Here is a 24,805-nt window from a genome sequence, read left to right on the forward strand (position 1 = left end):
CTAATTCGATATGCTAAACTGATAGACACCAGATTCTGAAGAATTTCCTGCAGCATCCTTCGTTACCACGTACCAATAATAAATAGTTCCTGGAGTTACAGAAACCGTGAGTTGATTAACATTAACATCTGTTGCATTAACACTAGGTGGATTCTCTATCCCTAAATACACATCGTAATTTACAATATCGTCATCAAGATCACTCCCATTCCATTCTAAGGTTAGACTATTGGTAGATGGAATTGTTTGTGCCATTGCGGGAGATACAATTTCTGCCGGAAAAGGCGTGTAATTTTGAATACCTAGACCAGCATTATAAAAATTCCATAGGGCGCTTTGTTTTGTCTCTCCTTGGTGGTTATATTCTACAGACCATCGGTATGGTGCGGCACGATTTATAACGACAGGAAAAATAAAATCTACAGTATCAAATTGCGAAATGGAGTTAGTTGCTAGATTTTCTACCGTGAGCGTATAAACATCTGCATTGGTATTTGGTTCCCATTCAAATAATACAGTACTTTCTGTTGGTGTTAAATTTATTCCCTCATTACACAATGAATTTTCAAATGGAAACACTAGTTGTACACCGTTGGGTGCGTCTTGTCCATTCCCATTACCGTTCTGATTCTCATCACCATCAGAAGATTTACTACAAGCAAAAAGCAAAGAAATTATTATAATTAAAGTACCTAATCGTCTCATTCCTTAATAATTTTTTGGGTTGATATCATGGATTTAGATTGAACGGATATTACGTAAATTCCTGATGCGTAAGGGCTCATATCAAAATATACTTCGGAGCCTATGTTTTTTATTGTTTTTGACCGGAGTAATTGACCATATGGAGAATAGATATAGAGTTGTATATCTTCATCTTCAGCAGGGTAATAAATAGTAAGTATGTCCTTAACCGGATTAGGATAAAACAATGCGTCTTGAGACACAAGAATTCTTTCTTCATAGATTCCTTGGCAATCCAAATCTGTTTTTACCTTTAAATCATTAATTCCGTTTTGTAGTTGAAGAACTAATGCAGGGTTGTATGTGGTAAAGGTTTCGCCATTTAGTTCTATATGATATTTAGAACTACCTGATAGGGCTAGGGAAATTTCATCTCCAGAAGCCATCCTATTCGAAAAAACCTCCAATGGCTCTGGTTGAGTAATTACAATGGTATAGCAAATTTCATAGTCTGGCCATTCCTCTATAGTAATACATAAACTATAGGTACCAGCCAATAGATTGAATATATCAATGTCATTTGTGAAATTATATTCCTGATAGAAATCGTCACTTATTAAAGTTGCCGTGTAGGCATAAAGCTCTTGTCCAATTATAGTAATTTGGCCGTTATTGCTATTTAGACAGGTTTCACTGGTTACCGAAACCGTAAAATTATCTGAAGGTAAATCAGGAATTGCACATCCAAATAAGTCTACTGCTGCACCAAATGGTGTATTCGGACATTGGTCGTCTTCATTAGGGATGCCATCATTATCTGCATCGGCACATATGGTCTGGTAGCTTGATGTTTCATCTTTAAACCAATTATCGTAAAAACCATCAACATTATTAATTACAGCAACAGGATCATCAACTAAAATGCAACTTAAGCTTGGATTATTAGTGGCATTGAAAAGTTGTAAATTTTCATTGTTTCCGTTCTGAAGGTTCAATTGATCGGCAATTAGTTGATTAGACTGACAGAACAATAATCTAAGACTAGTGTTCTGTGTTACATCTAAGGCTGATAATTGGTTAGAAGCACATATTAGCTCTTCTAAATTAATAAGAGCATCAACATTTAATTGCGTCAATGCATTATTTGAGATATCTACATCGATAAGATTGAAATTATTATTAAGATTAATCTGAGAGATTTGATTACTGCCTAAATCTAAGTCTGTTAATTCTGTGAGAATAGACACATCAATATTCGTAAGCATATTCTCCGAGGCGTTAAGGTTATTGAGTAACAAATTGTTACTTAAATCTAAGGTTGATAAAGCATTGTTTTGAATATTAAGTGTGGTAAGGTTCAAAAACGCCTCAATACCTGTTAAGTCTGAAATCTCACGTCCGCTGACATCTAAAAATACCAAATCTTCAATTTGTCCCGTAAATACGTAGTCGTCTAAAGGGCCAGAGTCATAGCCCAAATCAATTAAGGCCTGTTCAAAATTATCATCGGGCACAAACGTTTGGCCAAAGAAACATTCTGTTGACAATTGTGCCGTTGAATCGATAAGCCAATTTGAACCATTTGGTACTGTGCCATTATCCGATTCTATGCATAATAAATTGGGGTTGTTTTGAGCATTTAGATTTGCTAGAATAGCATTCTGCCCATTTCTGATATTCAAAATTTCTAACATATTAAAGCTACAATCAATACTTATAATAGCTTGATTTTCTTGAAAATTTAACTCTGTAATCTCATTGTTTTCACAAGCAAACACTTCTAAAGACAAAACATCTGCAGGGATAAATGCAGTAAATGCATTGTCTGCAATATTTAGGTCTAAAAGATTTTGGTTTTGAGACAAGTCTAAAGCACTGAGAGCGTTTCCTGAGGTGTTTAAGGCAGTAATTTGTGTATTATTTTCTAGCTGTAATTCGGTTAACTGATTCCCTGAAATATTTAAGTTGAGCAAAGCTATATTATTACTTAAATCAACGTCGATAAGATTGTTGTTAGAAACATTGAGAGTTTCTAAATTCTCAAAATCCTCTATACCTGCTAAGTCAGCAATACCATTACCACTAATATCTAGATTAGTTAAGCCTTGAATATTTGAGGTAAGTACAAAATCATTTAATGGCGCAGTATCTAATCCTAAATCTATAAGGGCTTGTTCAAAATTATCATCAGGCACAAAGGTTTCACCAAAATTACAATCTACGCTGTAAGATGTATCCTCGTCCTTTAACCAACCAGCTCCAATACTATTTTCGTCATCAACCTGAATACATTCTAAATTTGGATTACCTGTAGTATTTAAACTTGCAATATCAGGGTTAATACCATTTTGGAGATTTACAAAATCAAATAGGTTGTTCGACAAGTTTATGGATATCGTCTCTGGGCAAAATTCGTTCTGGCCAGGCTGAAAAGTACAAGCAGACAATGCCATGGTTGTAAGGTCTAACGGACCTTCAATCTGATTATTACTAACATTTAACACCTTCAATACACTGAGATCGTTTGATAAGGTGAATTGCGTTATTTGATTTGAACTCACATCCAAATCTATAAGACTGGCGTTGGCACTTAAATCCGCTTCGTTTAGTTGATTGGAGGACGCATATAAACGCGTTAAAACCGTATTTGTATTAAGTTCTAGTGCAGATATAGCATTAAAACTGCAATTGAGATGATTTAGAACAGTATTAGAAGTCACATCTAAAGTGGATAGCTCATTCTGTGACAATAAGGCTGTATCTAAATCTAAATTGGCAGACAAATCAATATTAGTAATTTGATTGTTCGTTAGAGATAAAAAGGTTAACCCAGGATTTGCTGATACATTAAGTGCAGTTAATTCATTTGAGCTACAATTAAGTGTCTCAAGACCTTGATAATTATTAACCAAAATAGTAGACAATTCATTATTGGCACAACTCAATTCAGTTAAGCTGGTATTTGGTATAGTAGCTGTGGTAAGGGCTGTTAATCGATTGCTGTCTGCATTGAGTTCTTTTAAAACCAAATTATTACTGATATCTAGAGCGTCTAAATCATTATTTGAGCAATTTAAACGTCGAAGAAGTGCATTGTTATCTATTTGGAGTTGTGCTAAATTATTGTTAGCGCAATCTAGTATTTCTAAATTAAGATTTTGAGAAGTATCGAGGTCATTCAAGTTGTTATCAGCGCAAAATAATTCTCTAAGACTAGGAGTTCCGACTGAATTAAAAACGCCATCAACTCCATTGATATCGTTAGTTTGAAGAAAATTTGAGCTACAATTAAGCCGCTCCAAAAACAACATATTACTTATATCCAAAGCTTCTAAAAAATTACTGCTGCAATCTAATTCTACTAAAAGCCTAAAATCTTGGATACCTGTTAAATCCTGAATGCTTTTATTACCAACCTCAAGGATTTGGAGCGTTTCAATAGCTGAAGTTAAAACAAGTCCATCAATAACATCATCATGCCCTAAGTCAATGAGTGCTTGCTCAAAAAACGGGTCTGGTATGGCAGTAAACCTGTTATTTTCGCAGTCATCATTATAATCAGCAATTCCGTCTATTTGCCATGTTGCCGGTATATTACCCAAAACAGCATTATCAACTGTAATACAAAACAGTGTTGGATTATTCTGAGCATTAAAATCGGCCAAATTATTGTTGTTACCACTGGCAATATTTAAACGCGATAGATTACTAGTGTTGCATGTTAGTGAAATTAAGGCAGCGTTAGCAGTAAGGTCGAGTTGTTCAATATTATTACTTGAGCAATTTAAGGTTTGAAGCGAGACGTTAGAACTAAGGTTTAAACTCGTAAGCGCATTGTTAGAGACATTTAAATCTTCTAAGGCGGTAAAATCTTCTATACCTGTTAAATCAGCTATTGCAAGATTTGGGATATTTAGGATGTCTATTCCGACGATATCTGCAGTAGACACAAAATTATTGAGTGTGCCATCAGAATCTATATTTTGATCAATTAAATATTGCTCAAAATTATCATCTGGAATATAGGTGCCACAATTTAGATTATAGTCAGCCATGGCATCTTTTTGCCAACCCGCAGCGCCATTTGCATAAGCCGCATCATCTACTTCTATACAAAACAGACTATTATTATTTGTAGCATCGAAGGTGGTAATAATTGTATTATTTCCATTAGCCATGTTTATGGCAAACAAATTATTATCATTAGCTAAAAAACTCACCATGCTAGTTAATGCAGAAACATCTAATTGTTCAATTTGATTGAATGATGCATCTAAATCAGCCAACAGTGTATTGCCACTTACATCTAAACTAGATAGTATGTTGTTAGAACAATTAAGAATAGTTAAAGCTATATTATTAGTAAGGTTTAAACTTTCAATAAAATTATTCCCACAATACAGTTCGAGTAATTGTGTATTTGAGGATAGGTCTAAATTTTCAAGGTCGTTATTGGTAATATCTAACTGCACTAATTGAACATTATTAGAAAGATCGACATTCTCTATACTGTTGGTGCTACAGTTTAGGTTCTGTAATTGTATAAAATCTTGAATTCCTAAAAGGCTTGTAATATTGGAATTTGCAATATCTAAATCAGTTATAACATTAATATTCTCTGTTAAAACTAAGTTATCCAATGTATCATCCAAACCAGCATCTATTAGCGCTTGTTCAAAATTGTCATCTGGTACATAGGTGAAAATATCTACGCAAGCGGCATCGCTAAAATATGTCCAATCGTCCTTGACCCAACCTTCGGGTGTAAAGCCGTTATCGATTTGAATACAAAATAAATCTGGATTATCGGAGGCATCGAATAGTGATACCAAATCATTAAATCCATTGTTTACATTTAAAGACACTAAATTATTACGAGAAACATTAATTTGAGAAGCACTCTGACAGTCAGTCTCTGGATCAGTTTGCGGATCTGGACATATTATGGAATTAATTGAAGTTAAATCTAAATTAGTTAAAATATTATTGGAGACATCCAAATTATTGATTAAGGAATTGGCATTAAGGTCTAATGTATCAATCTGATTTGAAGAACAAAACAAACCTTTTAAATTTGCATTATTTACAACTACCAATTCTCCAACAATTCTATTATCGGAAATATTCAATTGCCTTAATTCTGTATTATTTGATAAATCAATTTGTGCTAATTGATTGTCTGAAGCCGATATACTGCGTAAAGCTGTATTATTGATTACATCCAAATTTTGAATTTGATTATTAGAACAATCCAAGGTCTCTAAATTTGAATTGTTGCTAATATCTAATACTGTTAGGCTATTAGATCCACACACTAATGAAATTAGGTTGGTATTGTTTGAAATATTGAGCACAGTAAGATTATTCTCGCTACAAAACAATATTTCCAAAGCTGTAAAATCCTCAATTCCGGTGAGGTCATCGATACCCAAGTTTGAAACATCTAATAATACCACAGCATTAATCCTTTCGGTCAACACCAAACCATTGTTGGTAATACCATCACCCATACTTTCGGCATCGCCTACATTAACAATGCTTCCATCTTCAGAGTGGGTTTCAAGATAATCCTCAAAATTGGCGTCTGGTATTGCAGTGGTTTGTGCTTTTGCCAAAATAGCAAAGGACATAGCTGTTAGTAACGAAATAAGAACTTTAGTTTTCACAATAGATTGGTTTTGTTTCTTTTTTTAGTGTTTAGAACTTTGATCTATTTCTTTGTGATAATGCAACTGTTTTTGGAGCTTACCGTGTAGTTCAGTGATAAAATCTTGTCTAAAACCACCGTCAGTTTGTAATTTTTCCCAAACCTCTTTATTAGCGTCGTATAATCCTGACTCTTTCATAGACTCCTCTGCCGCAACTATGGCCTTTTCGATATCTGTTTTTGTTATTTCAAAATAAATAACATCTGTTTCCTCCAACTCAACAATTTCATATTTCCTTTGGTTGTGCGCAGTACCTGAAACGGTAGTTTGGGATTGATCTAACTGTGTCAATCTCTGAGTTTCTCCTTTAGCCAATGCATCTAATATTTCATTCATTTTATTTTTGAGGGCATCAATCTCCAATTGTTGCGTAGTGATTTTTGCTTCAAGCCTTTCAACAATGTGGTTATTGTCGTTTGTATTTGTGCCAACAACAACATTGATTAAATTAAAAGCTGAGGCTTCATTATTCTCTTCCCAAGCAACACCCACGATATTATTTATGTCTTTTAATGTGATTTTTTCTGGTGACACTGCAAGTCCAATGCCATCATTTCTTCCACTTGGTATAATGTAATCACCCTTATTGACCTTCCCATACACTTTAACTGGCACTTGTCCCATAAAGGCAACCTTTTCATACTCCTTCTCTCGGTTTTTTTGCGGCATATTACCTAATACTATAGGTTTACGAGACACTACCATTGCACGCTCAGCATTCTCTGTATTCTTTGATATTTTTCCGCCTTTTACTCCAACAATATCTCCAAAAATCATTTCTTCATTTATATTTTCCCGCAACAAATATTCCGCATAGTCACCAGCTCCAGAGGCATAGGTTACGCCTTGTAAGCTTACCCTATTGTCTAGAAATAGGTTTTTATTATCGATGGCATTAAAGATTGCAACACCTGTTGTAATTGCCTGAATAGTTACCACTACAGATTCCGTAGTATATTTAAATATCATCGATGGAATTGGCGCAGTAACGCAAGCGCCTATGCCTGCACAGCCTGTTGATGAGGAAAATGCCATGGCTGTACCGGTTACAGCTGCATATACGTCAGCTCCTGCAAACAAACCACTTAAACCTGCATCATAAATAGCCCAATCCAAACCTCTTACATTGAAATTATGGTCTGCATTATTTTCAAACTCATTTTCTTTTTCTCCTTCTATTCTTCCCCATGAAATATTTGAGCTATCATTTTCATCATCGTAAAAAGTGATAAAGTTGGTACTATTGTTACGACTTCCATTAACCTTTATGGCCAGACCATTATTACCGCCGTCTATAAGCACTGGATGATTTGACATTTCGGTCCCTGTATTCGGTAAATTGGAAGTCAATCTAATTTGATTTCCCATGCCATCAATACGAGTTACACCATTTAAAGTCGTACTTTGATTAACCACCAAATTATCAGCGGTTAAGTCTCCAAAGCTAGCCTCACCATTTACTGTTAAATCGTTTAAAGTGGTTAAACCAATTACATCTAAAGTGCCATCTAAAGCCGTATTACCATTCACTCCTAAATCACCTGTTAATTCGGATGGACTACCATTATTTACAGTGAATGCTTCATTAAGGTTTGTTTCGCCATCTACGGTTAATGTTCCCGTAAGATTGGTTGCATTACCGTTATTGACGTCTAAAGAACTATTTAAATTGGTTGGGCCTTCTACTTGTAATTCACCGTTTAAGAAGGTACGGTCGTCAACGGTCAATGTTCCTGTCGCCGTTATATTTCTATGATAGGCATAAGGCAAAAAAGTGAGTCGTTCCCTACTCATTACCTCAAAATTACTACCAGCATCAAAGTCAATTTCAACCCTAAGGTCTTTTGGTGTACCATCCCAGCTTATTTCTTTAAAATAATCGTGATCAGCATCTCCAATTAACAGATTGATGCGCCCAAATTCGTCCGTATCTGTTACTTGAACTTCTTGAAATTCTATTTGGTTTGTGCTATCAAAAATAGTAAAGCGCACGGCAATTGTGGCATTGGGCAGATAGTTACCCTCACTGTCTACACCTGGTAATTCTAAATCATCAGGACCAATTATAACCGCTTGGTAGGTAATACCGTCTGTTTGGCCAAAGGATTTCAGGGCCATGCCTAGAAATAGTGTTAATATTAAAATTCGTTTCATAATAGCTGATTTTTGAGAGGTTATTTTTTTAAATTTTTATAAGTTTTTCGTCTAGTCGTTTTGTTCCAGACATTACCCTAAGCACATAAGTTCCTATGGCAAGATCTGTGAGTTGCAGTTCAATTTCTTGGGAAGGCAAGGCCTTTTGTTTGCGGATGACCCTTCCATTGATATCTATTAATAGAATAGAAATTTCATCTCGTATTACTGTATTAAATGCTATGGTAACTTTATGGCGAAAGGGATTTGGATGTATTTTGGCCACAAGTTCAACATCTAATTCTTTGATAATTTCTATTTTGGATAATGGCTGTTGATAGCCTTGCCTTAGATAATAACCGTTATTAAAATAAGTCCCTATAACACTTGCTTGACCTATACTATGACTAATTTTATACGTACCAGATGGTGTAGTTATAGTTTGAGAAGAACCGCTGCTGGCCAAATTGGAGCTTACAATCCGATAATTTGATTCTTCTTGTCCGAAGCTGTTGCTTATAAAACCATTGAGAACCAATAAACCCAATACAATTTTTAAAAATTCGTGTTTCATTTTAATTTTTTTTATCCCTTTTAAATTCTAAGTTAAGACTATATTAATGTTAAATCCTAGGGAGTTACAGTATGTCCACCTTTTGTCCACATGGTTGTACCAGCTTAAAAATCGCAGTAACATTTGGGAAGATTTATGATAAATCCGATACCAAATTGGTGTGCATTTAGATTAAGCTTCTCGTTACTATCACCACTATTTGCCAAAACAGACTGCCCATAGGTATAACCCACAAACAAGGCTGTACTTCTTGATATCGGATACTGCATTTCCACACCACCACGAAAAAACAAAATGGTGTTATTGAACTCTGGCTCCCCAACAAGGTTAAACACTTCGTTGTTTATGGTTTGTGTACCACGTATTAAAAATTCAGAGGCCACTGAAGCATTGAACATAAATGTTAAATCTCGAAGTCTAAACATCTGAATACCAATTCCGCCTTCCAAACCGAGATAACTCACATCCCATTCAAAGAAATTATCTACGCTAACCTCGCTGCCTATAGCACCATAATTATTGAAACTAGCACCCAAGGTCAAAAACAATGTTCTCCGGTCATTGATACTTTGCCTATAGCCCATACCATAATAGGCCTTGGATGTTGATAGTAAATTATCCAATGGTCGACCTTGAGAATTTTCATAAGCAAAAGAAGACACATTGGTTCCTAATTCAATATAAAGTTGTTGTCCTTGGCATGTTAATGTTACTAATACAACAATCCATAAAAATGGACGAAAAGACATCATGGCATTCAGTTTTGTTACAGCTAATGTAGACGTCAAAACCGAGGTAGAAAAGGAAAAAAAGCCATGTCCACACTTTGTCCACCACCAAACATACGTCTGTTTTAAAATTTTTTTGACCTTTAATATAGGTGGACAAACACTAACTCTTTATTATTTATAGTGTTGATTTTCAATATTTTATAAATATTTTTAAAGTGTATTGAGGTTTAATTCAAACAACAAAATTCGGTATGAAAACGTATAAGTTTCTAAAAGATGTCCAATTTTTAGCCAAAAGGAACTATGTCACCCTAAAGGTGGACAAAATTTGGTTCGTCTTTATTCTCGGTGCTTTAGTAGTTCAGGGCATACAAGGTCAAAATCAGAAAAAAATCGATAGTATTTTGTCAATTGCCAAAACTCAAACAGATACTACTCAAATTATGTCCTATGCAGAAATCTGGGCTGAATATATTTTTAAAGATCCCTTAGCTTCAAAACCCTATTTGGACAGCACTCTTGTATTGGCAGACCGCTTGGGCAACAAATCCTTTATCGCTCGCACAAAAAATTATCTTGGTGTATATTACAATATGACCTCCCAATATGAAAAATCTGATTCAGTATATGATAAGGTCATAGAGCTCTACGCTAAACTTGGTGATAGTGTTATGATGTCCTATGCCTTAAATAATAAGGCAAATAGCCTTCGGTCCCTTGGGAGACTATATGAGTGTCTCGAAGTTCATATGCAAACCTTAAAATTAAAGGAAGCTATTAACGATACAGAAGAAAGTATTGCAGCAAGTTATTGGAATATTGGGAATATTCAGGGTGATATTGAAAACTATGACATTTCCAATGAATACTATTTAAAGGCTAAAACCATATATGAGACCCTAGGCAATAAAGATGATTTAGCAAGTGTTAATACCAACATAGCCATAAATCTTAAAGGCCAAAAACAATATGAAGAAGCTAAACACCTACTCATTGATGTTGTACCTTACTATAAAATCAATAATTACTACAACGATTTGGCTGGCGCCTTCGATAATATTGGTTGGATATATGCTCAACAGGATAGTTTAGATATCGCTGAAAACTATTATTATAAAGCACTTGAGATAAGCAGAAATTATGGCGAAAAGTCCTTGGTTGGTTTAAACCTAAGACACCTTGGTGAATTATATAATATAAAGGGTGAATATCGACAGGCACTACGTTATATGAAACAAGCCCTTGAAATTAGTGAAGAAACGAGTACTAATAAAAAGAAGATTGGCGACCTTCTTGAAATATCCAAAGCTTATGCAGGACTAGGTCGTTACAAAAAAGCTTATGAGTATCATACCTCTTATCATAAACTTCATGATGAAATTCTAGGCAAGGAAAGTGTTAATCGTATGAACGAAATAGAAGTACTATATCAAACTGAAAAAAAAGAAAAAGAACTGATCATTAAAAATAACAGAATTAAACTGCTTGAAGAGCGTAAACAGAAAGCCGAAAACGAGAAACTATTTTTATTAATCTCCCTCTTAGGAACTATAGCTCTAGCATTTGCCATATTTTATGGATTTAGGCAAAGAGCAAAACGCAATACAATTGAACGCGAAAAATTAAACAATAATTTAAGATTTAAGGAAAAGGAACTCACCACACACGCCTTGCACTTGGCTCACAAGAATGAAGTTTTATTAGATTTAAAAGAACAGCTCAAGGAATTAAAGGCAGACTCTAAAAATGCACGTCAGTACCAGAGCATCATCAATAACATTAATTTAGACATTAATAATGATACTAATTGGGAACAGTTTAGAAGTTATTTTGAAGACGTTCACAGAGACTTTAATTCTAAAGTGATGAACACTTACCCTGAGGTTAGCAATAACGATTTAAGATTAATGGCTTTGCTAAAAATGAATTTATCAAGCAAAGAAATTGCCAATATCTTAAATATTTCTGTCGAAGGTGTCAAAAAAGCCCGATATCGTCTACGTAAAAAATTGAAACTATCTACTGAAGACTCTTTACAAGAATTGGTTATTGATTTATAAATCAGCTATTTACAAAAAAACGTCCACGATTTGTCCACTATGTATTAGGTTACTGTCCACCGATTGTCTATCCTTATTTTTTTTATTCATCTCTCTCTCAACCTAGGTTTGTAGTGTCATTAAATAATGGCAAACAGTTTTGTGGTGCCTTGCGCTGGTTTAGGCTGCAGACGACCAGTAGCAAGTCGCTACAAAAACTAAAGTAAAACCACAAAACACAAGTCTTATGAAAACACAATTCAAAATTTACAGCCTTTTTATGGTATTCTTACTCATTGCTATGTCATGCAGTGATGACGGTGATAGCTTTACACCGAGCGCTTCGGATATCATGGTTAACATTGACGAAAACCCCAATAATGGTCAGTCTATTGGTACGGTAGCTACTAATTTAACCGGCACCTTAGTCTATAGCATTTCATCTCAAAATCCAGCAAATGCATTTGCCATTAATAGTAGCACAGGTGAAATCACTATTAATGACTCCTCAAAATTTAACTACGAGGAGACCGTCACATTAGAAGCTATTATATCAGTTACCAATTCAGAACAAAATGCCACATCAACGGTAAGTGTTACTTTGAATGATATAGATGATATATGGTATTTCCTTAGTTCATCGCGAGATGCTTATTTGACTGCAGAAAATGATACCTGGATAACAGTTACAGAAAACGAGTACAACCAACTATCAGAAAATTTGATGCAAATCACCAAGAACGGGACATCTGATGACGAATTTAACACCAATTCTACGTTTTCTAACGGTAGTGGTAATTACACATGGTTTAACGACAATGGTAGAACCATACCCTCAAGCAGTTATCTCATTGCGTTTAAGCTAAATTCATGGAGTAATAACGCTGCGAGTACGCAAGTAAAGATTTCTACTAGTGAATCTACTGGTCCTTACATGGCTATGGGTTCGGTCTTACCCGAATACAATTCTGGCAACCGCTACTTCGTGTATAAAGGTGCCAATTCAGCTACTCCAAATGAATCGTATATAAGTGTATTTGCATCAGTTGCTATAGGTGCTAAATCACTCTCAAGCTCTATATATAGGTACGCCAATGGAAATTCGGATGTTTTGACCAATGCTGATGGTGGCTTTGTAATTCTTTATCAAGGCTTAAGCACAACAGTAAAACAATGGGACTAATTTTAATTATTAAGTTATGCAGTTGGTTAATTAAGAGCAGGCGAAAGCCTGCTTTTTTTTAAGATACTACCTCGCCATAAAGGTCAAAATCCTCAGCCTCTATTATTTTAACTGTGGTAAACTCACCAGTTTTTACATAGGTTTGACTAGCATCGATTAAAACCTCATTATCCACATCTGGGGAATCAAACTCCGTACGCCCTACAAAATAATTACCCTCTTTTCGGTCTATTACTACCTTAAAGGTCTGCCCTATTTTTTGTTGATTCAATTCCCACGAAATCTGTGACTGAATTTCCATAATTTCATTCGCGCGCTGCATTTTTACATCTTCAGGAACATCGTCTTCTAGGTTGTAGGCATGTGTGTTTTCCTCATGTGAATATGTAAAGCAACCCAAACGTTCGAAGCGCATGTCCTTTACCCAATTTTTAAGAATTTGGAAATCTTCTTCCGTCTCGCCAGGATACCCAACAATAAGTGTTGTCCTGATAGTCATTTCCGGGACTTTTGCTCTAAAATCTTTAAGTAATTTTGTGGTTTTTTCTTTTGTGGTTCCACGACGCATACTTTTTAAAATAGCGTCAGAGATATGTTGCAATGGTATATCTAAATAATTGCAAACCTTTGGCTCGCGTTTCATCACATCCAAAACATCCATTGGAAAACCTGTTGGGAAGGCATAATGCAAACGAATCCATTCAATGCCATCAACTTTCACTAAATGCTCCAGAAGTTCAGCAAGGTTTCGTTTTTTATACAGATCTAAACCATAATAGGTCAAATCTTGGGCTATAAGAATCAATTCCTTAACACCATTAACTGCTAAGTTCTTAGCCTCAGTGACAATGTCTTCTATAGGTGTACTCTTATGTTTGCCACGCATTAAGGGTATAGCACAAAAACTGCATGGTCTATCACAACCTTCAGCTATCTTTAAATAGGCATAGTTTTTTGGTGTTGTCGTTAAGCGTTCTCCAATTAACTCATGCTTATAATCAGCACCTAGTGCCTTTAACAAACTTGGGAGCTCAGTAGTACCAAAGTACTGATCAACGTTCGGAATTTCTTTTTGTAAATCTGGTTTATACCTTTCACTAAGACACCCTGTAACAAAAACTTTATCGACCTCGCCATCTTCCTTTTTTTGCATGTAATGCAAAATGGTGTTCACACTTTCTTCTTTGGCATTATTAATAAATCCACAGGTATTGATAACCACAACATTACCTTCTTGCTCATGTACGACGTCTTTTCCACTGGCCTTGAGTTGACCCATTAACACTTCACTATCGTAAACGTTCTTACTACATCCTAGGGTTACGACGTTAATCCTGTTCTTCTTAAGTGTTTTTGTTCTCATGCTTCTTTCGGTCAGTTGGCAAAGATACACAATGAATAATGATTTACGATTGTAGTTTTACAATTGCTATATTCAGGTTTTAAACCTTTCATATATTTATGTGTCTAAAGTTAAATACTGTTTATGAAGTTTATTAGATATACATTCATCATTTTATTTGTGGGTTTTATAATTGCATGTTCAAATTCCGACGATTCTTCAGATGGTGAAAACCCTCAAAATGAAGAGCTATACTTTCCGCCTTTAAATTCTGATATGTGGGAAACCAAAGCGATTTCTGATCTCAATTGGAATGCAGCTGCTTTACAACCTCTTTTAGATTTTCTTGAGGATAGCAATACTAAATCCTTCATCATTTTACATAATGGTAGAATTATAAATGAATCCTACTTTAATGGCACAACTGCATCTTCTAATAATCCATGGTTTTCAGCTGGAAAAACGTTGACGGCATTTATGGTTGGGGTGGCTCAAGAAGATGGTTTATTAGATATTAATGATTCGTCTTCAAATTATTTAGGAAATGGCTGGACGAATTTAACCTCTGAGCAAGAAAATGCTATTACAGTGAGAAATCACATAACTATGACTACAGGATTAGACTATAATGTTGACTTTACATGCACAGATGCTAACTGCCTTAGCTACTTAAACGAACCTAGCACATATTGGTACTATCATAACGCACCTTATACACTAACACAATCCATTATTTCTGGTGCATTAAATTCTGATTTCAATTCTTATTTCAATTTAAAGCTTAAAGACAAAATAGGCATGCAAGGGTCATGGGTTTCTGTTGGGTATAATAAATTCTATTTCAGTAACGCTCGTAGCATGGCTCGTTTTGGATTGCTTTGTCTTAATAGAGGAATTTGGAATGAAGACATCGTTCTTGGCGACACCAACTATTTTGAAGACATGACAAAAACCTCGCAGAACTTAAATCTTGCCTATGGCTATTTATGGTGGTTAAACGGAAAATCTTCATACAAATTACCATCATCAGAAGATGTATTTACAGGAAAACTAATACCTAATGCTCCTGATGATTTAATCGCTGGCTTAGGTGCGATTGATCAAAAATTATATGTTATACCAAGCAAAAAGTTGGTGGTCATACGCATGGGAAATGATGGTGGATCCGGTGAATTAGGACCGTCTGGTTACGATAATTTACTTTGGGAAAAAATAAACTCCCTAATCAATTAATTATAGCCCTTCGGAGGAACTCGCATTTTTGAAGCTTGTTCATAAACATAAGCCCATTCTAAAAGTTGTTTTTCTTGGAGACGCCTACCTATAAAAGTTAAACCTTTCGGTATGCCCTCCTTGGTGTATCCCATTGGAACAGTAAGTGCTGGATATTCCGCTACGGCAGCTTGGCCCGCATGATAATTATTAATAGATAAAAAGCCATCTATTTTTTGAGCATCAAATGGTGTATCGAAATAGAGCTTTCCATTAGTCTTAAGTGTATCTTTAATACGCTCTAAAAAAGTATCATCTCCTTTATCGTCAACAATACCTTTAAAAAGGGCCTGCCCATATGGCATTGCTAAAGCAGAGTCTGCTTCATTAAAGGCCATTACATCGGCAACTGTCCTTAGTTCAATTGTTTTATCAGCATAGTTTTCCATATATAATGGCAAATCTTTACGCATATCTAAATTCAAAAGATTTATAAAATTCGGCAGGCTAACGCGCTCATCTTCAATTTCTACAATTTCAGCACCTTGTTGTTTTAAGACTTCGAGTGCATTTACAAACAAGCTATCCTCCAAGAAACGTTTAGGAGCACCGAAGCGTTTACCTTCCAAACTAGCCATTTTTATTTTTTTTGTGTAAAAGCCAGATTCCCAAATAACCATAAAGGCCTTACTATCTGTTGTATCCTCGCCAAAAATAGCATCTAGCACTATAGCATTATCTATGACGGTACGAGTAATAGGACCAGCTGTATCGAGTGTTGATGAAATAGGAACAATACCGCTCCGACTCACTAAACCAATGGTTGGTTTAAGTCCCACTACCGAATTTTGGCTTGCAGGCGATAGAATAGAACCAGATGTTTCACTTCCAATGGTAGCTGCAGCAAAATTAGCTGCAGCAGAAACGCCACTACCAGAACTAGAGCCACCTGTATCTATAGTTCTGCGACCATACGGATTCAAAGTTTGCCCTCCAATAGCAGAATAGCCACTTGGACACTCACCGCAAAAGAAATAAGCCCATTCGCTTAAATTAGCCTTACCTAAGATTAAGGCTCCCTTTGATCTTAATTGATTAACAATAAAGGCGTCTTCAGTTTTATTGTCTTTTAAAGCTAAAGCTCCTGCCGTTGTGGGTAAATCTTCCGTGTTAATATTATCCTTTAATAAAATTGGCATCCCATAAACCGTATAAGCTAAGCTATCCACATCAGCACCTTCATTGAACGCTAAAGCTTTATCCCTTGCCCGAGCTTCTTTAATTACGTTCGGATTAACTGATATCACAGAATTAAGTGATAGGTCGTTTTCTCTATCATACTTACGTATGCGATAGAGATAAAACTTGGTCAATTCTTCATAAGAAAATTTACCATCTGTAATGTTACTCTGTATTGTTGGAATATCTTGTTCAAGAACCATCGGTGCTATTCGACTATAATCCGCATCTGAGAAATCTTCCATTTGAGGACTTACATCGGCCCAAAGTTCTGCCTTAGTGATAACCTTTGAATCTAATACTAAGAATTCTCTAAAATCTTTTGCAGAGATAGCTTCAAGGTCATCGTCGTCCGAAGAAACTTCAACTTCTGTATTGTCAATTTCAATTTTTTGGGTTTCAGTAGGAGTTTCTGTTGTAGTTTGTTTGTCGTTTTTACATGAAAAGATTAAAAGGAAGACTAGAAAAAAGAAAGTATAGCGCATGGTTAGTATTTTGCATAAAAATACAAAATGCGACTAGTTAATTAAAAATAGACCTTGAAGAAATTAATATAATTCTGAGAGAAAGGCTTGTAATTACTTAAAAAAGGAATCTACAAACTCGTATTTATTAAAGACTTGTAAATCTTCAATACCTTCACCTACCCCGATATATTTAACAGGAATTTGAAACTGATCACTAATACCAATGACAACACCTCCTTTGGCAGTACCATCGAGCTTTGTTACCGCTAAAGATGAAACCTCTGTGGCAGCAGTAAATTGCTTGGCCTGCTCAAATGCATTTTGACCAGTTGAACCATCTAAGACTAAAAGTACGTCGTGCGGCGCATCTTCAACTACTTTTTGCATCACTCGTTTAACCTTGGTTAACTCATTCATTAAGTTGACCTTATTATGTAACCTCCCTGCAGTATCGATGATAACAACATCAGCATTTTGGGTAACTGCACTCTGCAAGGTGTCATAAGCTACGGAAGCTGGATCGCTACCCATACTTTGCTTTACAATTGGCACATCAACGCGGTCTGCCCATACCTGTAACTGGTCTATTGCAGCAGCCCTAAACGTATCAGCTGCACCAAGTACAACTTTGAGTCCTCGTTTTTTAAATTGATAGGCCAGTTTCCCAATAGTAGTTGTTTTCCCAACACCATTTACACCTACAACCATCATTACATAAGGTTTATTGCCATCTGGAATATTAAACTCTGTAGCTTCGCCAGAATTAGTCTCTGAGAGCAATGCCGCTATCTCTTCCCTTAAAATTTGATTTAACTCGGATGTGCCCAAATACTTATCTCTTGACACCCGTTCTTCAATGCGCTCAATTACTTTTAAAGTTGTATTGACGCCAACATCACTTGTAACTAAAACCTCTTCTAGATTATCTAAGACATCATCATCTACTTTAGACTTCCCAGCAACCGCTTTGTTAAGTTTTGTAAAAAAGGAGGTTTTTGATTTCTCTAAGCCTTTATCTAAGGTCTCTTTCTTTTCTGAGGTGAATATTTTCTTAAAAAAACTCATGTATTTCTTTTTCTTTAAGTGAGCAATAACCTTGCCCAACAGAGAACCTGCTACGTTGTCAGGTTGAAGTCAAAAATAAGCATAAAAAAACTGCTTTCAAACGAAAGCAGTTGATATCACTTTTACCTCTGTTCCGAGTTTATTTCTTACTTAACCAATCATTCACAAATTCAGGTGCCATAACTGATTCAACGAACATATACGCTCCTGTCTTAGGAGATTTCACCATCTTAATGGCTTTAGTCAAACGCTTAGAGCCTGTCTGTAATGATGCTACTGATTTCTTTGCCATACCTCTTTAGAGTTATTTGACATTTTCACTTCTGTGAAAATCTCTTATTATTATTTGATTTCTTTATGAACCGTCATACGCTTAAGAATGGGATTAAATTTCTTAATCTCCATACGGTCTGGCGTGTTCTTTTTGTTTTTGGTTGTAATATATCTTGATGTTCCTGGCATACCTGACGCCTTGTGCTCGGTACACTCTAAGATTACTTGAATTCTATTTCCTTTCTTTGCCATTGTTATTTGACTTTAGCGTATTTTTATTTGTAAAATCCTTTAGCCCTTGCCGTTTTCAATGCAGCAGCGATACCAATTTTGTTAATTGTTTTTAATGCAGCCGCAGAAACCTTCAATGTTACCCACTTATCTTCCTCAGGGATGTAGAAACGCTTTTTAATCAAATTCGCATTAAACTTGCGTTTTGTTTTATTCATGGCGTGAGATACGTTGTTCCCTACCATTGCTTTTTTCCCTGTAAGTTCACAAACTCTAGACATTCTTCTTAATCTTTAGGTACGTTATTCAAAAACCGGGTGCAAATTTAGTAAATCTTTATCTTTCAACAAACTTAAAGTCTTACTTTTTTGAAATTTCTTTAAGCAGCATTTCAAAGGCCTTGTTTGTCGCTTTCATAATGACCTTCTCCCTATGATTACTAAAATTAAATACTTCAGAATATACTCCTTGTTCAGAAGCAATTGCTATCCATACCGTTCCTACTTCTGCATCTGAATCTCCCTTATCCGGACCAGCATTCCCAGTTGTACTTATAGCATAATCTGTTTTAAAAAGGCTTCTGGCATTTGAAGCCATAGCCTCAGCGACAGCTTTACTGACTACAGAATGCTCTTGGATTAAAGATTTTGAAATGGAAAGCACATTTATTTTGGCCTCCGTGGCATAAGACACTATACTACCTTTAAAATACTTAGAAGCTCCAGGTATAGACGTAAATGCCTGTGCTATTCGTCCTCCCGTACAACTCTCTGCAATAGATAAAGTCTTCCCCTTTTCTGTTAACAACAACCCTATTATACCCTCAATTGGATTATCCTCTTCAAAACCAACAAAAATATCTTCGACAAATGGTAGCAAACTATTCACTTTCTCAATTATCGTGCTTTCCACCAAGGTTTTATCTTGGTGCTTAGCCGATAGTCTTAAACGAACTCGACCTAAACTGGGCAAGTATGCAAGCTTAACAAATGAAGGGAGGTTATCTTCAAATTCTTCTATACGGCCAGCAATTGCACTTTCTCCCAAACCATAGGTCAAAAGTGTTTTATGCTTTATATATGGGAAACGATACTTTTCTCGAAGTCTAGGAAACACCTCGTCCTTAATTAGGGCCTTCATCTCGTATGGGACACCAGGAAGGGATATAAATGTCTTTCCATTCTTCTCCATCCACATTCCAGGTGCAGTACCATATTTATTCTTTAAAACAGTAGATTTAGAAGGCACTAAGGCTTGATGCCTGTTAATATCTGAAATTGGTGTTTTTATGTATTTATCGAACAAAAATTCTACATGGGCCAAAACATTTTTGTCCTCTACCAATTCATCATCAAAATATTCGCAAAGTGTATTTTTTGTGATATCGTCTTTAGTCGGCCCTAAACCACCTGTAAGAACAATAATATCTGCATTGTCCTCAGCCTCTTTAAGGGCTTTAAGGATGTGTTCTTTATCATCTTGAACAGAGGTGATTTGATAAACCGAAATCCCAATTTTATTGAATTGCTTACTTAAAAACGCCGAATTTGTATCTACAATTTGGCCAATAAGAATCTCATCGCCAATGGTTATGATTTCTGCTGTCAAAATATAAATTGATTAAGTTTTCAGAACAAAAGTAAAGCTATTTGGGGGTAAATTGATTAATTTTAAAAAACCTTTAAAAGAATTAAATCATCTATGAAACAGAATAGAGTTTTAGAGTCATTATTAATTGGTGCGTTGTGCCTTGGATTATCCTACCAATGTAAAGAAAAAAAAGACGTGCAAACCCTATCAAAACAAGCAGTAACGGCTAAAATTGTACCCCAGTATACCCTTACAAAAGATCAAACACACAATAAGTTTAGTAATTCTATTACACCAATACTCACTGTTGATTCTGGAACCATAATTGAGGCTTACACTGAAGATGCTAGTGACGAACAGTTTAATTTGGATTCCGGCATAGAAGATCTTAAGACACTAGATTTTGAGCCTATACATCCGTTAACAGGACCAGTTTTTGTAAAAGATGCAAAGCCTGGAGATGTACTCAAGGTAACGCTTCATGAAATAGAAATCGGAGATTGGGGTTGGAATGCCATATATCCCGGATTTAGTTTTGTGTCAGACTCTATTAAAGGTGAGTACTTAAGAATTTACAATTTAAAAAGTAATAAATCTACCGTTAACTTCAATGATTCAATTCAATTGAAATTGAATCCTTTTCCAGGGGTTATGGGTGTTGCTCCTGCAACCTCTGACCTTTTGAATACCATTCCCCCAAGGGCAAATGGCGGAAATATGGATGATCCCAATATGACTGTTGGTACATCAGTTTATTTCCCTATTTTTATTGAAGGAGGCTTATTCTCAATTGGTGACGGACATGCCGTGCAAGGTTTAGGTGAAGTCTGTGGCACTGCGATTGAAGTACCGCTAAGAGTTGTCTACGAAATTGAACTCATAAAAGATAAATCCATTAAAGAACCTCAATATGAAACTAAAGATTATTATGCTACAACAGGTTTTGGGACAACCCTGGATATTGCAGCAAAAAAAGCGACACTTTACATGGTAGATTACTTAATGAAAGAGCATCAACTCAGTGAAATGGAGGCATATGCATTATGCTCTCTTGCAGGTAATTTAAAAATAGCAGAAACAGTAGATTTACCGCACATGCTAGTAACAATGCACATGTCAAAAGAGGTACTGGGAATTAATTAGTTACAAATTAAAATCGGCTTTAATTTCGTTGGTTGCATTTTCAACAGCAGTAAGAACCGTCTGAAGTTGTTTATCTATATTCTTATCTCCTTGCTCAAACTTGCCCCAATCCTGTACTTCTATCAAAGTTTCTAAAATCCCTAACTCAAATAAATCAATCGTTGGCTTCATTTTATGAGCGGCTTGGTACGTTTCGTAATAGTCTTCTTCAGGCACTGCCTTTTTTAGACGCTCAGCGTCTTCAGGTACTTCTTCTATAAAAGCTGCTGCGAGAGCTGCAACAAAGTCTTCGTCACCGTCCGCCATTTCACGAACGCGTCCAAGTTTATAATACTGTGGCATTTATTTTATTTTAATGGAAAATACTTCCTCGTTTTCAATGTAACCTTTGAGCTGATCGTCTGCAACAACCTTGCCAACGCCTGCTGGTGTGCCGGTAAAGATAATGTCTCCTATTTTTAATGTAAAATATTTAGAGACATATTCTATTAATTCATCTATTTTCCAAAGCATCAATTCTGTGTTTCCGGACTGTACAAACTTATCATTTCGTTTTAAACTAAAGTTAATATTGTTGACGTCTTTAAATTGGGTTTTTGGCAACCAATTGCCAACAACAGCTGCACCGTCAAAGGCTTTGGCTTTCTCCCAAGGTAGACCTTTAGCCTTTAATTGTGCCTGCAGGTCCCTGGCTGTAAAGTCTATACCTAGTCCAATTTCATCATAATACTTATGGGCAAATTTGCGGTCGATGTATTTACCTACCTTTTTAATTTTTATCAATAGTTCTACCTCATGATGCACATCATTTGAAAAATCCGGAATAAAAAACGGTTGTTTCTTAAGCAAGATGGCAGTATCTGGTTTTAAAAAAACTACTGGGTCTGAAGGACGTTCGTTTTCTAATTCCTTTATATGATCAACATAATTACGTCCGATACAGATAAGTTTCATTTAAGTAATAATTTTTTTAGTGAAAAATTTATAAAAAACTTTAATCGAGTTTGTTATTGAACTGCCTTAGCTTGACTGCTGTCAACACTTTTTTAGTATATAATGGAAAATCGGCATTGAGCAACCAACCAAAATAACCTGGTTCTTTTTCTAATACATCTATAACGCGTTTGCCTTTATGCTTACCAAAAGAAAAGCATTCTTCTCCTTCTTTGTTAAAAGCTAAAAATCCAGCAAAATCGGCAAATTTTCGTCGCGAACTGAACTCTGCCAAAAATTTGGTGTCATTTTCTAAGACATCATATTTTTCCAACTGTGATTTGAGCACTTCATAGGTTGCCTTTGTATCGGCTTCTGCGCTATGAGCATCGTCCAAATTTTTATTGCAATAGAATTTATATGCTGCACTAAGTGTTCGCTGCTCCATTTTGTGGTAAATAGTCTGTACGTCGACAGCAACCCTATTTTTCATATCAAAATCTATATCAGCGCGAAGCATTTCTTCAGCAAGTAGTGGAATATCGAATCTATTGGAATTGAATCCGCCTAAATCGGCATCCTTAATTAAGGTGTGCACTTCTTTAGCAATATCCTTAAAAGTTGGTGCATCCACAACATCAGTATCAGATATCCCATGGACTTTTGTTACCTCAGCGGGAATAGGTATTGTAGGATTCACTAGCTTTGTGTAAGTTTCTTCCTTACCATCTGGATATACTTTTAGAACAGAAATCTCTACTATTCTGTCCTTAGAAATATTTATTCCGGTTGTTTCTAAATCAAAAAAGCAAATGGGTTTATGTAAGTTGAGTTGCATGCGCTATTAATTTGATGCAAATGTAATTAGAAATGAGTAATTGATTAGAGGATGCCGCATATCATTTGACGATTCCATTAAATTATTCGAAATTCGCCACTAATCCTTAATCTAAGTTTTAATGTCAACTATTCTAAACTCACCTTTATCCTTTCAAAACGGTTCTACCATGAAAAATAGATTTATGCTAGCACCGTTGACCAATCAGCAAAGTCATGAAGACGGTGTTTTGTCCGAAGACGAGTTCAATTGGTTAACCATGCGTGCTAAAGGTGGTTTTGGCTTAACCATGACCTGTGCTTCCCACGTGCAAAAAATTGGTAAAGGATTCTCTGGGCAATTAGGCATTTTTTCAGACAACCACATTGAAGGTCATAAACGACTTGCAGAAACCATTAAATCCAATAACAGTTTGGCAGTTGTGCAATTGCATCATGCTGGTATGCGTTCCCCTAAGGAGGTTATTGGTACAATGGCCGTGTGTCCATCGGCTAGTGAAAAACATAATGCTAGAGCACTAACCTTAACAGAAATCTACCAATTGCGGGAAGATTTTGTAAATGCGGCCTTAAGAGCAAAAAAAAGTGGCTACGATGGTGTTGAAGTACATGGTGCCCATGGTTACATTTTATCTCAATTTCTGAGCTCGGATATAAATAAACGTCAAGACGATTATGGTGGGTCACTTGAAAATAGAGTTCGTTTGTTAATTGAAATCATTTACGGTATTAGGTCTAAGTGCGGTAGTGATTTTTTATTAGGTGTGCGATTATCTCCAGAACGATTTGGTATGAAATTGTCTGAGATAAAAACTGTGAGTCAAACATTAATTGATTCTAGACAAATAGATTTTTTGGACCTATCTTTATGGGATTACCAAAAAACTCCTGAAGACTATCCCAATAGCGACAAAACACTTTTAGAACATGTTTTAGAACTCGATTATAAATCCGTAAAACTTACTATTGCTGGAAACATTAGAACAGGAAAAGATGTTAGTAAAGTTCTAGATTTTGGTGTTGATTTTGTAACCATTGGACGTTCTGCTATAATCCATTATGATTTCCCTAATAAAGTAATAAAAGACCCAAATTTTAGACCCATCGATAATCCTGTCTCAGAAGCTTATTTATTCTCTCAAGGTCTCAGTCCTAAATTTGTTAACTATATGCGCAGATGGCCTGGGTTTGTGGAAGAATAATATAAGTCCATCCCATTAAAAATTCTACAAGCAGGTTTATAAATTTCATAATTATTTGATATACAATTCGATAAACCCAACGATACAACCCATTTAAAACACTTTACAACGGTAAAATTCAACAGAACTTTCCTACTTCTTTATCTTGTTCAACTGGAATTTGGATACGCTGTGGTTTAAAAAAAATAGCTCTTAATCAATTCGTTGGTTAAAAACAGC

General features: G+C 35.6%; 20 protein-coding genes. 5 read left to right on the forward strand and 15 right to left on the reverse strand.

Annotation, left to right across the window (positions count from 1 at the left end):
* The 5 genes from J4050_RS08290 to J4050_RS08310 form a co-directional block, all read right to left on the reverse strand.
* Entirely contained in the window at positions 1-705 is a 705-nt protein-coding gene (locus tag J4050_RS08290) for a hypothetical protein (RefSeq protein ID WP_208154105.1), read from the reverse strand.
* The gene (locus J4050_RS08295; protein WP_208154106.1) at positions 702-6,350 is read right to left on the reverse strand and encodes a leucine-rich repeat domain-containing protein; all 5,649 of its coding nucleotides are present in this window, start codon (positions 6,348-6,350) and stop codon (positions 702-704) included. Before J4050_RS08295 ends, J4050_RS08290 begins: the two co-directional genes overlap by 4 nt.
* Positions 6,351-6,374: 24 nt before the next feature.
* The gene (locus J4050_RS08300; protein ID WP_208154107.1) at positions 6,375-8,546 is read right to left on the reverse strand and encodes a hypothetical protein; all 2,172 of its coding nucleotides are present in this window, start codon (positions 8,544-8,546) and stop codon (positions 6,375-6,377) included.
* Positions 8,547-8,574: 28 nt separating this feature from the next.
* Positions 8,575-9,099 carry a T9SS type A sorting domain-containing protein gene (locus J4050_RS08305; RefSeq protein WP_208154108.1) on the reverse strand — a complete coding sequence of 175 codons (525 nt, stop codon included), beginning with the start codon at positions 9,097-9,099 and terminating at the stop codon, positions 8,575-8,577.
* 104 nt (positions 9,100-9,203) lie between these two features.
* Positions 9,204-9,851: a hypothetical protein gene (locus tag J4050_RS08310; protein ID WP_208154109.1), complete on the reverse strand. Its 648-nt coding sequence runs from the start codon at positions 9,849-9,851 to the stop codon at positions 9,204-9,206.
* Positions 9,852-10,081: 230 nt separating this feature from the next.
* On the opposite strand from J4050_RS08310, the gene J4050_RS08315 reads away from it, so the two are divergent.
* On the forward strand, positions 10,082-11,890 hold the full coding sequence (locus J4050_RS08315; protein ID WP_208154110.1) for a tetratricopeptide repeat protein: 1,809 nt from the start codon (positions 10,082-10,084) through the stop codon (positions 11,888-11,890).
* 226 nt (positions 11,891-12,116) lie between these two features.
* The gene (locus J4050_RS08320; RefSeq protein ID WP_208154111.1) at positions 12,117-13,052 is read left to right on the forward strand and encodes a cadherin repeat domain-containing protein; all 936 of its coding nucleotides are present in this window, start codon (positions 12,117-12,119) and stop codon (positions 13,050-13,052) included.
* 58 nt (positions 13,053-13,110) lie between these two features.
* Here the strand turns inward: J4050_RS08320 and rimO are convergent, their stop codons facing one another.
* Entirely contained in the window at positions 13,111-14,415 is a 1,305-nt protein-coding gene (gene rimO / locus J4050_RS08325) for a 30S ribosomal protein S12 methylthiotransferase RimO (protein ID WP_208154112.1), read from the reverse strand.
* A gap of 123 nt (positions 14,416-14,538) precedes the next feature.
* Between rimO and J4050_RS08330 the strand changes: the two genes are divergently transcribed.
* Positions 14,539-15,627, forward strand: coding sequence for a serine hydrolase domain-containing protein (locus J4050_RS08330; protein WP_208154113.1), 1,089 nt, complete (start codon positions 14,539-14,541; stop codon positions 15,625-15,627).
* On the opposite strand, the gene J4050_RS08335 is transcribed toward J4050_RS08330, so the two are convergent.
* From J4050_RS08335 to J4050_RS08360, 6 genes are all read right to left on the reverse strand, one after another.
* Positions 15,624-17,330: an amidase family protein gene (locus J4050_RS08335; protein ID WP_208154114.1), complete on the reverse strand. Its 1,707-nt coding sequence runs from the start codon at positions 17,328-17,330 to the stop codon at positions 15,624-15,626. The two genes, J4050_RS08330 and J4050_RS08335, sit on opposite strands and share 4 nt — an antisense overlap.
* A gap of 93 nt (positions 17,331-17,423) precedes the next feature.
* Positions 17,424-18,377, reverse strand: a complete 954-nt coding sequence (ftsY, locus tag J4050_RS08340; RefSeq protein ID WP_208154115.1) for a signal recognition particle-docking protein FtsY — start codon at positions 18,375-18,377, stop codon at positions 17,424-17,426.
* A 139-nt stretch (positions 18,378-18,516) separates the two neighbouring features.
* The gene (locus J4050_RS08345; RefSeq protein WP_208154116.1) at positions 18,517-18,669 is read right to left on the reverse strand and encodes a DUF4295 domain-containing protein; all 153 of its coding nucleotides are present in this window, start codon (positions 18,667-18,669) and stop codon (positions 18,517-18,519) included.
* 50 nt (positions 18,670-18,719) lie between these two features.
* Positions 18,720-18,902 carry a 50S ribosomal protein L33 gene (gene rpmG, locus J4050_RS08350; protein WP_076616981.1) on the reverse strand — a complete coding sequence of 61 codons (183 nt, stop codon included), beginning with the start codon at positions 18,900-18,902 and terminating at the stop codon, positions 18,720-18,722.
* 23 nt (positions 18,903-18,925) lie between these two features.
* Positions 18,926-19,162: a 50S ribosomal protein L28 gene (gene rpmB, locus J4050_RS08355; RefSeq protein WP_208154117.1), complete on the reverse strand. Its 237-nt coding sequence runs from the start codon at positions 19,160-19,162 to the stop codon at positions 18,926-18,928.
* Positions 19,163-19,241: 79 nt separating this feature from the next.
* A complete protein-coding gene (locus tag J4050_RS08360; protein WP_208154118.1) occupies positions 19,242-20,489 on the reverse strand; it encodes a competence/damage-inducible protein A in 1,248 nt (415 codons plus the stop codon).
* A 93-nt stretch (positions 20,490-20,582) separates the two neighbouring features.
* Here J4050_RS08360 and J4050_RS08365 point away from each other — a divergent pair, with 93 nt between their 5' ends.
* Entirely contained in the window at positions 20,583-21,614 is a 1,032-nt protein-coding gene (locus tag J4050_RS08365) for an acetamidase/formamidase family protein (protein WP_208154119.1), read from the forward strand.
* Here the strand turns inward: J4050_RS08365 and J4050_RS08370 are convergent, their stop codons facing one another.
* From J4050_RS08370 to J4050_RS08380, 3 genes are read right to left on the reverse strand one after another with little or no spacing between them, the layout of a single operon-like run.
* The gene (locus J4050_RS08370; RefSeq protein WP_208154120.1) at positions 21,615-21,956 is read right to left on the reverse strand and encodes an Hpt domain-containing protein; all 342 of its coding nucleotides are present in this window, start codon (positions 21,954-21,956) and stop codon (positions 21,615-21,617) included.
* A complete protein-coding gene (locus J4050_RS08375) occupies positions 21,957-22,568 on the reverse strand; it encodes a fumarylacetoacetate hydrolase family protein (protein WP_208154121.1) in 612 nt (203 codons plus the stop codon).
* A 40-nt stretch (positions 22,569-22,608) separates the two neighbouring features.
* Positions 22,609-23,385, reverse strand: coding sequence for a 3'-5' exonuclease (locus tag J4050_RS08380; protein WP_208154122.1), 777 nt, complete (start codon positions 23,383-23,385; stop codon positions 22,609-22,611).
* 121 nt (positions 23,386-23,506) lie between these two features.
* Between J4050_RS08380 and J4050_RS08385 the strand changes: the two genes are divergently transcribed.
* On the forward strand, positions 23,507-24,586 hold the full coding sequence (locus tag J4050_RS08385) for an NADH:flavin oxidoreductase (RefSeq protein ID WP_208154123.1): 1,080 nt from the start codon (positions 23,507-23,509) through the stop codon (positions 24,584-24,586).
* Positions 24,587-24,805: the final 219 nt, after the last annotated feature.

It is taken from the genome of Winogradskyella pelagia (genome assembly GCF_017581965.1).
Taxonomy (GTDB): domain Bacteria; phylum Bacteroidota; class Bacteroidia; order Flavobacteriales; family Flavobacteriaceae; genus Winogradskyella; species Winogradskyella pelagia.

What these genes read in the sequence shown, in the direction of transcription:
- J4050_RS08290 (WP_208154105.1), bottom strand. Translation starts at nt 705, where the DNA reads ATGAGACGATTAGGTACTTTAATTATAATAATTTCTTTGCTTTTTGCT.
- J4050_RS08300 (WP_208154107.1), bottom strand. Translation starts at nt 8,546, where the DNA reads ATGAAACGAATTTTAATATTAACACTATTTCTAGGCATGGCCCTGAAA.
- J4050_RS08305 (WP_208154108.1), bottom strand. Translation starts at nt 9,099, where the DNA reads ATGAAACACGAATTTTTAAAAATTGTATTGGGTTTATTGGTTCTCAAT.
- J4050_RS08310 (WP_208154109.1), bottom strand. Translation starts at nt 9,851, where the DNA reads ATGATGTCTTTTCGTCCATTTTTATGGATTGTTGTATTAGTAACATTA.
- J4050_RS08315 (WP_208154110.1), top strand. Translation starts at nt 10,082, where the DNA reads ATGAAAACGTATAAGTTTCTAAAAGATGTCCAATTTTTAGCCAAAAGG.
- J4050_RS08320 (WP_208154111.1), top strand. Translation starts at nt 12,117, where the DNA reads ATGAAAACACAATTCAAAATTTACAGCCTTTTTATGGTATTCTTACTC.
- rimO (WP_208154112.1), bottom strand. Translation starts at nt 14,415, where the DNA reads ATGAGAACAAAAACACTTAAGAAGAACAGGATTAACGTCGTAACCCTA.
- J4050_RS08330 (WP_208154113.1), top strand. Translation starts at nt 14,539, where the DNA reads ATGAAGTTTATTAGATATACATTCATCATTTTATTTGTGGGTTTTATA.
- J4050_RS08335 (WP_208154114.1), bottom strand. Translation starts at nt 17,330, where the DNA reads ATGCGCTATACTTTCTTTTTTCTAGTCTTCCTTTTAATCTTTTCATGT.
- ftsY (WP_208154115.1), bottom strand. Translation starts at nt 18,377, where the DNA reads ATGAGTTTTTTTAAGAAAATATTCACCTCAGAAAAGAAAGAGACCTTA.
- J4050_RS08345 (WP_208154116.1), bottom strand. Translation starts at nt 18,669, where the DNA reads ATGGCAAAGAAATCAGTAGCATCATTACAGACAGGCTCTAAGCGTTTG.
- rpmG (WP_076616981.1), bottom strand. Translation starts at nt 18,902, where the DNA reads ATGGCAAAGAAAGGAAATAGAATTCAAGTAATCTTAGAGTGTACCGAG.
- rpmB (WP_208154117.1), bottom strand. Translation starts at nt 19,162, where the DNA reads ATGTCTAGAGTTTGTGAACTTACAGGGAAAAAAGCAATGGTAGGGAAC.
- J4050_RS08365 (WP_208154119.1), top strand. Translation starts at nt 20,583, where the DNA reads ATGAAACAGAATAGAGTTTTAGAGTCATTATTAATTGGTGCGTTGTGC.
- J4050_RS08370 (WP_208154120.1), bottom strand. Translation starts at nt 21,956, where the DNA reads ATGCCACAGTATTATAAACTTGGACGCGTTCGTGAAATGGCGGACGGT.
- J4050_RS08375 (WP_208154121.1), bottom strand. Translation starts at nt 22,568, where the DNA reads ATGAAACTTATCTGTATCGGACGTAATTATGTTGATCATATAAAGGAA.
- J4050_RS08380 (WP_208154122.1), bottom strand. Translation starts at nt 23,385, where the DNA reads ATGCAACTCAACTTACATAAACCCATTTGCTTTTTTGATTTAGAAACA.
- J4050_RS08385 (WP_208154123.1), top strand. Translation starts at nt 23,507, where the DNA reads ATGTCAACTATTCTAAACTCACCTTTATCCTTTCAAAACGGTTCTACC.